Origin of the sequence: Thermocrispum municipale DSM 44069 (assembly GCF_000427825.1) — a bacterium.
Taxonomy (GTDB): Bacteria; Actinomycetota; Actinomycetes; order Mycobacteriales; family Pseudonocardiaceae; genus Thermocrispum; species Thermocrispum municipale.
Genome location: NZ_KE386595.1, coordinates 155,264 through 164,501 on the forward strand (window position 1 = coordinate 155,264; position 9,238 = coordinate 164,501).

9 protein-coding genes are annotated in these 9,238 nt (G+C 66.9%); 3 read left to right on the plus strand and 6 right to left on the minus strand.

Annotated elements, in window-relative coordinates; genetic code table 11:
• The first annotated feature begins 103 nt into the window (after nucleotides 1–103).
• Nucleotides 104–1,051, plus strand: coding sequence for a type IV toxin-antitoxin system AbiEi family antitoxin (locus YWM_RS0121330; protein ID WP_043662120.1), 948 nt, complete (start codon nucleotides 104–106; stop codon nucleotides 1,049–1,051).
• A 360-nt stretch (nucleotides 1,052–1,411) separates the two neighbouring features.
• On the opposite strand, the gene YWM_RS25990 is transcribed toward YWM_RS0121330, so the two are convergent.
• The 3 genes from YWM_RS25990 to YWM_RS0121345 all read right to left on the minus strand — a co-directional run bounded on the left by YWM_RS25990 (nucleotide 1,412) and on the right by YWM_RS0121345 (nucleotide 4,880).
• Nucleotides 1,412–1,600 carry a hypothetical protein gene (locus YWM_RS25990; protein WP_043662121.1) on the minus strand — a complete coding sequence of 63 codons (189 nt, stop codon included), beginning with the start codon at nucleotides 1,598–1,600 and terminating at the stop codon, nucleotides 1,412–1,414.
• Nucleotides 1,601–1,643: 43 nt separating this feature from the next.
• Nucleotides 1,644–1,913 carry a WhiB family transcriptional regulator gene (locus YWM_RS25995; protein ID WP_245566130.1) on the minus strand — a complete coding sequence of 90 codons (270 nt, stop codon included), beginning with the start codon at nucleotides 1,911–1,913 and terminating at the stop codon, nucleotides 1,644–1,646.
• A 912-nt stretch (nucleotides 1,914–2,825) separates the two neighbouring features.
• Nucleotides 2,826–4,880 (minus strand): ATP-dependent DNA helicase UvrD2, encoded by a 2,055-nt coding sequence (locus YWM_RS0121345; protein WP_028852391.1) that lies wholly within the window; start codon nucleotides 4,878–4,880, stop codon nucleotides 2,826–2,828.
• A gap of 53 nt (nucleotides 4,881–4,933) precedes the next feature.
• On the opposite strand from YWM_RS0121345, the gene YWM_RS0121350 reads away from it, so the two are divergent.
• Nucleotides 4,934–5,653: a DUF4191 domain-containing protein gene (locus YWM_RS0121350; RefSeq protein WP_028852392.1), complete on the plus strand. Its 720-nt coding sequence runs from the start codon at nucleotides 4,934–4,936 to the stop codon at nucleotides 5,651–5,653.
• Here YWM_RS0121350 and YWM_RS0121355 read toward each other — a convergent pair whose 3' ends face one another.
• Complete coding sequence (locus tag YWM_RS0121355) at nucleotides 5,654–6,127, minus strand: RDD family protein (RefSeq protein ID WP_028852393.1); 474 nt, start codon at nucleotides 6,125–6,127, stop codon at nucleotides 5,654–5,656.
• A 232-nt stretch (nucleotides 6,128–6,359) separates the two neighbouring features.
• Here YWM_RS0121355 and glnA point away from each other — a divergent pair, with 232 nt between their 5' ends.
• Entirely contained in the window at nucleotides 6,360–7,784 is a 1,425-nt protein-coding gene (gene glnA / locus YWM_RS0121360) for a type I glutamate--ammonia ligase (RefSeq protein ID WP_028852394.1), read from the plus strand.
• Nucleotides 7,785–7,854: 70 nt separating this feature from the next.
• Here the strand turns inward: glnA and YWM_RS0121365 are convergent, their stop codons facing one another.
• Both YWM_RS0121365 and YWM_RS26525 read right to left on the minus strand, forming a co-directional pair.
• Nucleotides 7,855–8,259: an acyl-CoA thioesterase gene (locus tag YWM_RS0121365; RefSeq protein WP_028852395.1), complete on the minus strand. Its 405-nt coding sequence runs from the start codon at nucleotides 8,257–8,259 to the stop codon at nucleotides 7,855–7,857.
• 37 nt (nucleotides 8,260–8,296) lie between these two features.
• The coding region (locus tag YWM_RS26525) for a [protein-PII] uridylyltransferase family protein (protein WP_028852396.1) at nucleotides 8,297–9,238 on the minus strand (942 nt) is incomplete at its 5' end.

Here is a 9,238-nt window from a genome sequence, read left to right on the forward strand (position 1 = left end):
AATCCGACATACTCGGCGGAGTTATCCACAGATTTACGAATGGCGCCCACTGTGCGTTGCGAACAGTGACGATCAGTACATGGCTCAAGAACACAGACGCACTGTGAGTATTTCGCCAGAGATAGCGCCGGACGGGATCGCTACGGTGGCCGCACTGCGCAGCGCCGGAGTCAGCCACAGCATGATCACCAGGAGGTGCCGCGCCGGTGGTCCGTGGCGGCGCCTGCTGCCCGGCGTGGTCATGCTGACCAACGGTGAGCCCACGCGCAGGCAGCAACTGCGGGCGGCGATCGCCTTCGCGGGCCCGGACGCGGTCATCACCGGGGCCGACGCGTTTCAGGCCTACGGTCTGCAGCTGCGCCATCCGCCTGTCGTTCACGTGCTCGTGCCGGCCACGAGGCGACTGACGACCAGAGAGTTCATCTCGGTGGAACGGACGACCCGCCTCCCCAAACCGATCGTGCGCGATGGGCTGCCGTTCGCTCCACCGGCGCGTGCTGCGCTGGACATAGCGCGTAGGACGTCGAATATCGCACTTCTCCGTTCGGCGCTTGCCCTTCCTGTCGTGCACGGCCTGTGCGACCACGAGAGTTTGCTGCGCGAGCTGAACGAAGGTAACCAGCGGGGCACCGCGGCCGTGCGGTTGGCATTGCGTCAGCTTGATGAGACCGCCACCAACGTCTTACACAGGCACGCTGCGGCGATTCTGCGTGACAGCCCATTGCCACCGCCACGGTGGAACGTGACCATCTACGACCGCAAGCAGCGCGCTATGGGATATGCCGATGCGTGGTGGGACGAGGTCGGGTTGGCCTGGCAGTTCGGGCCCCCGACGCCGGACTCGCCCGCCCCGGTTCACGGGCACCTCGCGTTGACCCAGGCCAAGGTCGAGATTGTGCGAACGTCGGCAGCAGAGGTGCGCGCGGCAATCGAGGACCCAGCGCTACGCGAGATGATCGTCCGCGAGCTGGTCGCCGCGTTCGCCGACGCCAGCACACGACAACGGCCGCTGGTGGAAGCTCGCTGCTTGTCGGTACCCAACACCGCCTAGGCCGTTCAGGCGTTACGCGCCCAGATTGCCAAGGACAATCCGGTGCGCGGTCACACTGCCTGCAGACAGCCTCGGCGCGCTGCGGTGCAGAACCATCAACTGGGGGTCGTTGGGTGAGACCAACCCGGTCGACCGGTTGAGCACCACGCTCCGCGAGCGCCCGCTACGAGGTCGAGGAACTGCGGCCGTCCCAATGGGGGAGGCGGCGGCCCAGGACCGGGGCGAGAAATCGGCCGTAGCGCGCATGCGGGCTCGAGTGCCGGATTCCGATACCGACATTCGGCGACCGATATCGAAAACGAGGAAGTGGGCCCGCCGAATCGACGGGCCCACTTCCGTTCATCTACAACAAACCCGGGACTATTCGCTGCGGACACGCTCCGCGCGTTCGCTAGCCCAATGAGCCAGTCGCTCCCACCGACGTGCTCGCCGCTGTCGAGTCAGCTTGGCGACGGCGTCGGCCACCGCGACATCGCCCTCCGCGGGCTCGCTGTAGTGGGCGTGTTCGCGCTCTCGAACGAGCGCGAACTGCTCACTCAGCATTTCCATGACGTCCAACTCCTCATCGAAGTCTCGTTGTCGGCCGCCTGCCTCAGGCCGCGACCGGGTGCTTGCGGGGTCGTCCCCGCGGGCGCTTGCGCGCGATGATCACACCGCGCTGGAAAATCTCGCCGCCCCAGACGCCCCATGGCTCGCCACGTTCCAGCGCGCCTGCCAGGCACGCATCACGCACCGGACAACCTGCGCACAGCCGCTTGGCTCGCTCCAGATCGGCTGGAGCCTCGGCAAACCACAGGTCCGGGTCGCCTGCGTGGCAAGGCAAATTGAGGTCTGCGCTCAGCGGATCCGCTGGCGACACCATCGCCGCCTCGGGTGCGAAGGCGGTTGCGGTAGACATCAGTTCTCCCCTTGAATTTGTCTTCATCTCGTGGTGTGGCGAAAGATCTGCGGACCACACAGCACAAAGGCCGCGGATCCGGCGATGGGTTCCGCGGCCTCTCAGTGAGTCTGAGTTAAGTCAGAGACTTCACTCGAAGACGAGACAACGGAACTGGTACCTGCGGAGCGGTCGGCGCCGGCTCGGCGATGACAGCGGCATCAAGGCAAACTGGATTCGCGGTCACGAGGCGAACATCGCCCATCGGAAATGCGCGCTGCCGTGCGCCGGGCACACGAAGACCCCCAAGCAGCTGGTGGCTGCGGGTACCGGCGAACGCGAAGATCTTCACCGCTGCCACCTCCTCTGCTGCTCGTGTCGAAAGTAGTACGGGCGTTCAACCCGTCCCTTGCAGGCTATAGGGCCCCTGGCGATCGCGGCAACTGAATTAATGGATTTTCTGCCTCAAGCGGATCGCGAGTTGCCAATGCCGGCGGGCGACGAGCCGCGAAGAACGGCATAACCGCTGGTGAGGCTCGGTGTCTATGCCTCTTCGTGGCGCCGGTGGGCGCGCAGTCGCCGGCAACCAAGACACGCGATAGGCGCTCGCGGGTGAGCCACTGAAGAGAGCACGACTCACCGACAAGTTACTGCATCACTCGCGAGCGAGCCTCTCGATGCTGCGGGGAAGCCATAGACGCGACAACCTGACGCACCGGGGCCCGACAGAGACAAGGTGCGCCAGCGACCCGAGAGAGGCCAGGCGCGTCGATGACCCGACAGCGCCGCGGTCGGACAGAGGCCAGGCGCGTCGACGACTCGACAGCGCGCCACGGTCCGACAGAGACGACCGACCAATCGTCCCAAAGGCTTCATCGTCCGCGGTCAACCGACCGTTCAAGCGTCCGCGGTGTGTTTGCGCACCGCGGCGAGAACGTCCGCGCCGTACCGCTCCAGCTTCGTTGCCCCGATGCCCGAGATCGACACCAGCTCGCTGTCGTCGGTCGGCTGCTTCTCCGCGATGGCCATCAACGTCGCATCGGTGAACACCACGTAGGCGGGGACCTTCAGCTCGCGCGCCTTGTCGCTCCGCCATTCCTTCAGGGCAGCCAGCAACTCAGGATCCACATTGGACGGACAACTGCTGCATCGGCCGACCTTCACGTCGGCCACGTCGGTGAGCACCTTTGCGCACACCCGACATTGCGGCCGCTCACCACGACCCCGCTGCGCTACCCGGGCAGCCGGGTGATCCTCCGGCACGAGCCCGTACAGGAACCGGCTCCGCCGACGCGAACGCCGACCTCCCGGCTTCCGCGACAGCGACCAGGACAGCGACAAGTGCTCCCGCGCGCGCGTCACGCCGACATACAGCAGCCGCCGCTCCTCCTCGATCGCAGCCTGGTCGTCATCGGCGTGCTGAATGGGCAAAGTGCCCTCACACAGCCCGACGAGGAACACCGCATCCCACTCCAGGCCCTTGGCTGCGTGCAACGACGCCAAGGTCACCCCGTGCACCGTCGGCGCATGCTGCGCGGCCGCGCGCTGCTCGAGCTCCCCCACATACCGTCGCAACGTCGGCTCCGCGGCGTCGGCGGCGAACTCCTCGGCGAGCTCGACCAGCGCCATCAGGGAATCCCACCGCTGCTTGCTCGCACCCCCCGCGGGAGGCTCGGACGTGAGCCCGACCTTGGCCAGCAAGCCACGAACGACATCCGGCAACGTGCCCGCCGGCTCCTCCTCCGCCGCGGCCGCCGTCCGCAACACCGCCATGGCCTCGCGCACTTCCGTCCGCGCGAAGAAACGCTCACCGCCACGCACCAGGTACGGAATGCCTGCCTCGCTCAGCGCTTGCTCGTACGCCTCCGACTGCGCGTTGACCCGGAACAGCACGGCGATCTCGTTCACCGGCACCCCGGTCTCGATCAGCTCACGAATCCGCGCGGCGACCGCTGCTGCCTCGGCGTGCTCGTCGTCGTACTCGGCGAACCGAGGCTGCGGGCCGTCCGGACGCTGACCGACCAGCCGCAACCTGCTGCCCGGCGGACGATGGCGCGCGGCACCGATCACCTTGTTGGCGAGCGCGACCACCTGAGGCGTCGACCGGTAGTCCCGCACTAGCCGAATCACCTGCGCATGCGGATACCGCCGGGTGAAATTCAGCAGGTGCCGCGGAGAGGCGCCACCGAACGAATAAATCGTCTGATTGGCGTCACCCACCACCGTCAGATCGTCCCGGTCACCGAGCCACGCATCGAGCAGACGCTGCTGGAGCGGGGTGACGTCCTGGTACTCGTCGACCACGAAGCAGCGATACCGATCCCGGAACTCCTCGGCGACGTCGACGTTCTCCTCCAACGCCGCGGTGGTCTGCAGCAACAGATCGTCGAAATCGAGCGCGCGCTCCTCGACCTTCAGCTTCTCGTAGACCCGGTACACCTCGGCGACCCGCTCCGGAGGCTCCGGCGTCGCCCTGCCCGATCGCGTGACTGCGGCCGGGTACTCGTCCGGCACGATCAGCGAGGCCTTCGCCCACTCCAACTCGCCCGCGAGGTCACGCAACATCTCCGCGTCGGTGTCCACCCCGACCTGATGCGCCGCCCTGCCGACAAGCCGCAGTTTGCTCTCCAGCAACTGCCACGGAGGTCCGCCGACGACCCGCGGCCAGAAGTACCGCAACTGGCGCAGCGCTGCCGCGTGGAAGGTCAACGCCTGCGCGCCTTCCACCCCCAGCTTGCGCAGCCGGGCGCGCATCTCGCCGGCCGCCCGGGCCGTGAACGTCACCGCCAGCACCGCGCTCGCGGACACGTGGCCGGAGTTCACCAGATGCGCGATCCGGTAGGTGATCGTGCGGGTCTTACCCGTGCCGGCACCGGCCAGCACGCACACCGGACCGCGCGGCGCCGTCACCGCCGCGCGCTGTTCGGGATCGAGATCGTGCGCCAAGTCCATCGATTCCGATCCTCGCAGACAACCCCGACAACGCTGTCCGTATCCTGGAACTTATGGCGCCAACCGATGACAAGGACGCGAAGAAGGCGGCCAAGAAGGCCGAGAAGAAGGCCAGGCGAGGCCAGATCTTCCAAGCGTTCAAGATGCAGCGCAAGGAAGACAAGTGGCTGATCCCGTGGATGCTGCTGGTCTTCCTGCTGGTCGCCGGCGCCGTGTTCGCGCTCGGCTGGTGGTGGGGCATCCCGTGGGTGATGCTGCCGCTGGGCATCCTCACCGGTGCGCTGGGCGCCATGATCACGTTCGGCCGGCGCGTGCAGAAGACCGTCTACGCCAAGGCAGAAGGACAGCCAGGCGCTGCCGGGTGGGCGCTGGACAACCTGCGCGGTAACTGGCGTGTCACGCAGTCGGTTGCCGCGACGACGCAGCTCGACGCCGTGCACCGGGTTCTCGGTGGTCCGGGCGTCATCCTGGTCGCCGAGGGCGCCCCGCACCGCATCAAGCAACTGCTGGCGCAGGAGAAGAAGCGCGTCTCCCGGTTGGTCGGCGACACCCCGATCTACGACATCGTCGTCGGCCGTGAGGAAGGCCAGGTGCCACTGCCCAAGCTGCAGCGCTACCTGCTCAAGCTGCCGCGCAACCTCCGTCCGCGCGAGGTCGACGCGCTCGAGGCCAAGCTGTCCGCGCTGAAGAACCGCGCTGCGCCGATGCCCAAGGGCCCGATCCCGCAGGGCGTGAAGATGCGCAACGTGCAGCGCACGATCCGCCGTCGCTGATCACGAACGCATTCGCACGACCACGGTCCCGGTGGCCCGGTCGTGCAACCCGCGTCCGTCGACATCACGTACGGCCGGTGGAATGAGCACCGCCGTCAGCACACAGCGGGCCAGCGCGCGCACCACGCCGACCATCGTCGCCCCGTCCAGGCGGGCAACCCGGATCCCCAGCACACCCATGCCGGGTGTGATGCCGAGGAACGCCGTCGCCGGCACGGTCAACACCGCCCAGACGCCGACCGACACCCAGTTGAACCGCTGCATGACGTCGGTGTTGGCGAATTCGGGCTGGACGAACAACGTCGTGATCATCGCGGCAGCGAACAGATCCACCAGGAAGGCCAGCAGACGCTGCCCACCGGAAGCCACCGAGTTGACCCCGTGCTCCGGCAACCCGAGCTTCTCGCCTGGCCACTTGCCTTCTTCGGTGTCCAGCCCGATCCCGGACAACCACGTTTCCGTCCACCGCGCCACGCAACCAGGGTATGTCGCATTCGACGGAAGGCGCGCAGCGGTGTCGCGGTCTAAGCTGGCAAGGCGGCTTTTCGCCGCCCTCGTACCAGCGATGTGTCACCGGCCGATGCGTTAACACCGGCGAAACATTTGGGTGACGGGAGGGCAACACCGCCCTCCTAGCGTGACGCTCACGGACTGAGAGCACCGCGCTCGCAGCACGTATCCGCAACACACGAAGGAGCAGACGAGCGTGTTCAACTCCCCAGAAGAGGTCGTTCGCTTCATCTCCGACCAGGAGGTGAAGTTCGTGGACGTCCGGTTCTGCGACCTGCCGGGCATCATGCAGCACTTCACCGTTCCCGCGTCGGCGTTCGACGAAGACGTCTTCAACGAGGGCTTGGCGTTCGACGGCTCCTCGGTGCGCGGTTTCCAGGAGATCCACGAGTCGGACATGCTGCTGCTGCCCGACCCTTACACGGCGCGCATCGACCCGTTCCGCGCGGAGAAGACCCTGCTGCTGAACTTCTTCGTGCACGACCCTTACACCCGTGAGCCCTACAGCCGCGACCCGCGCAACATCGCGCGCAAGGCCGAGGAGTACCTGGCCGAGTCGGGCGTGGCCGACACCGCGTTCTTCGGTCCGGAGGCGGAGTTCTACATCTTCGACTCGATCCGCTTCGACTACGCCGAGAACCGCTCGATGCACGAGATCGACTCGATCGAGGGCTGGTGGAACACCGGCCGCGACGAGGACGGCGGCAACCGCGGCTACAAGACCAAGTACAAGGGCGGCTACTTCCCGGTCTCCCCGGTCGACCACTTCGCCGACCTGCGCGACCAGATGGTGCTCAACCTCGAGCGCACCGGCTTCACCGTCGAGCGTGCCCACCACGAGGTCGGCACCGCGGGCCAGGCGGAGATCAACTACAAGTTCAACACGCTGCTGCACGCCGCGGACGACCTGCAGCTGTTCAAGTACGTCATCAAGAACACCGGCTGGGAAGCAGGCAAGTCGGTGACGTTCATGCCGAAGCCGCTGTTCGGTGACAACGGCTCGGGCATGCACTGCCACCAGTCGCTGTGGAAGGACGGCGAGCCGCTGTTCTACGACGAGTCCGGCTACGCGGGCCTGTCCGACACCGCTCGCCACTACATCGGCGGCATCCTGGCGCACGCGCCGTCGCTGCTGGCCTTCACCAACCCGACGGTGAACTCCTACCACCGCCTGGTGCCGGGCTTCGAGGCCCCGGTCTCGCTGGTGTACTCGCAGCGCAACCGCTCCGCGTGCGTCCGTATCCCGATCACCGGCAACAACGCCAAGGCCAAGCGCGTGGAGTTCCGTTGCCCGGACTCCTCGGGTAACCCGTACCTGGCGTTCGCCGCGATGATGATGGCCGGCCTGGACGGTATCCGGAACAAGATCGAGCCGCCGGACCCGATCGACAAGGACCTCTACGAGCTGCCGCCGGAGGAGCTGGCCAACGTCGATCAGGTGCCCGCCGATCTGGGCGCGGTGCTGGACAACCTGGAGCAGAACCACGACTTCCTGCTCGAAGGTGGCGTGTTCACGCCGGACGTGATCCAGACCTGGATCGACTTCAAGCGCGAGCACGAGATCGACCCGCTGCGTCTGCGTCCGCACCCGTACGAGTACGCGCTGTACTACGACGTCTAAAGCGCGATCTCCCCAGCGTGCGACGGCGGCGGCCCTGGCTACGACCGGGCCGCCGTCGTCGTCCCTCCACCTACACGTCGAAACCGTGCTCGCGCATGACCTGCACGGGCTTGTCCACCAGCTTGCGCCGCTCCAGGTCCATCAGGCCGAGCACGCACTCGATCTCCGCGGACAGGGTGCCGTCCAGCTTGCGGATCTCCGACTCCAGTCGGAACGTCTTGCCGTCGCCGAAGACGGGCTTGCAGGTCACCTCGATCTCGTCGCCCGCGCGTAGTTCCCGCCGGAATCGCACTCTCGTCTCCAGCAGCACCGGGGCCACCTTCGCCCCGTCCAGCGTGAGTTCGCTCCCGCCGATACTTTCGAACCACTCCATGCGCGCCACCTCGCCGTACTGGTGATAGACGGCGTGGTTGACGTGGCCCAGCGTGTCCAGTTCGTAGTGGCGAACCTTAATTCGGGTAACGAACTCGCTCATGAACCCAACTGTAGGCGGACCACGCTCTGCTCCGCCGTCACCCCTGATAGAAAACGCGCCCCACCACTGCCCTGGCCCGCCTCATGGTCCGTAGGTAGGAGTCGAGGAACTCGCCCGGATCGGTGTCCGGCGAGTAGCCGACGATCCGCGCGACGGCGGCCAATTCCTTACCGGTCGTCGGTACCTGGTCGACCTGCTTACCGCGGACCAAGGCGGCGGCATTGCGGACTCGCGTGGCCAGCAGCCAGGACTCCCGCAGCGGAGCCGCGTCCTCGGCGGCAAGCACGCCGTCGTCTTCCAAGACCTGCAGCGCGTCCAGCGTGGACACGGTCCGCAGGCCGGGCAGCTCGTGGCCGTGCATCAGCTGCAGCAGTTGGACCGTCCACTCCACGTCGGCCAGCCCTCCCGGTCCAAGCTTGGTGTTGGTCCTGGGGTTCGTGCCGCGCGGCAGCCGCTCCGAGTCGACACGCGCTTTGATACGGCGCACTTCCCGTGCCCGGTCGGCGGGCAGCCCGCCCTTCGGGTAGCGCACGTCGTCGATCATCTCGATGAACCGCCGACCGAGGTCCTCGTCGCCTGCGACCGGGCGAGCTCGCAACAGGGCCTGGGCTTCCCACACCTCGCCCCAGCGCTCGTAGTAGGCGCGATAGGAGCTCAGGGTGCGCACCAGCGGCCCGTTGCGGCCTTCTGGCCGGAGGTCCGCGTCGACCTTCATCGCGGGATCCTGGCTGGGGGCACCCAGCAGTCGGCTCAGCGAGCTACAGACCTCGGTCGCGTAGTCCACTGCCTCGCCGTCGCTGACGCCTTCGTACGGCTCGCAGACGAACAGAACGTCGGCGTCCGAGCCGTAGCCGAGTTCGGCTCCGCCGAGGCGTCCCATGCCGATGATCGCGATGCGCGCCACGCCGGACTGGCGTCTGTCGAGCGACACGGCGAGCGTCGCGTCCAGTACGGCGTCCCATACGCTCGACAGCGCGGC

Coding starts and splice junctions, on each gene's coding strand:
- YWM_RS0121365 (WP_028852395.1), bottom strand. CDS start 8,259: ATGAGCGAGTTCGTTACCCGAATTAAGGTTCGCCACTACGAACTGGAC.
- YWM_RS25990 (WP_043662121.1), bottom strand. CDS start 1,600: ATGGAAATGCTGAGTGAGCAGTTCGCGCTCGTTCGAGAGCGCGAACAC.
- YWM_RS25995 (WP_245566130.1), bottom strand. CDS start 1,913: ATGGTGTCGCCAGCGGATCCGCTGAGCGCAGACCTCAATTTGCCTTGC.
- YWM_RS0121350 (WP_028852392.1), top strand. CDS start 4,934: ATGGCGCCAACCGATGACAAGGACGCGAAGAAGGCGGCCAAGAAGGCC.
- YWM_RS0121345 (WP_028852391.1), bottom strand. CDS start 4,880: ATGGACTTGGCGCACGATCTCGATCCCGAACAGCGCGCGGCGGTGACG.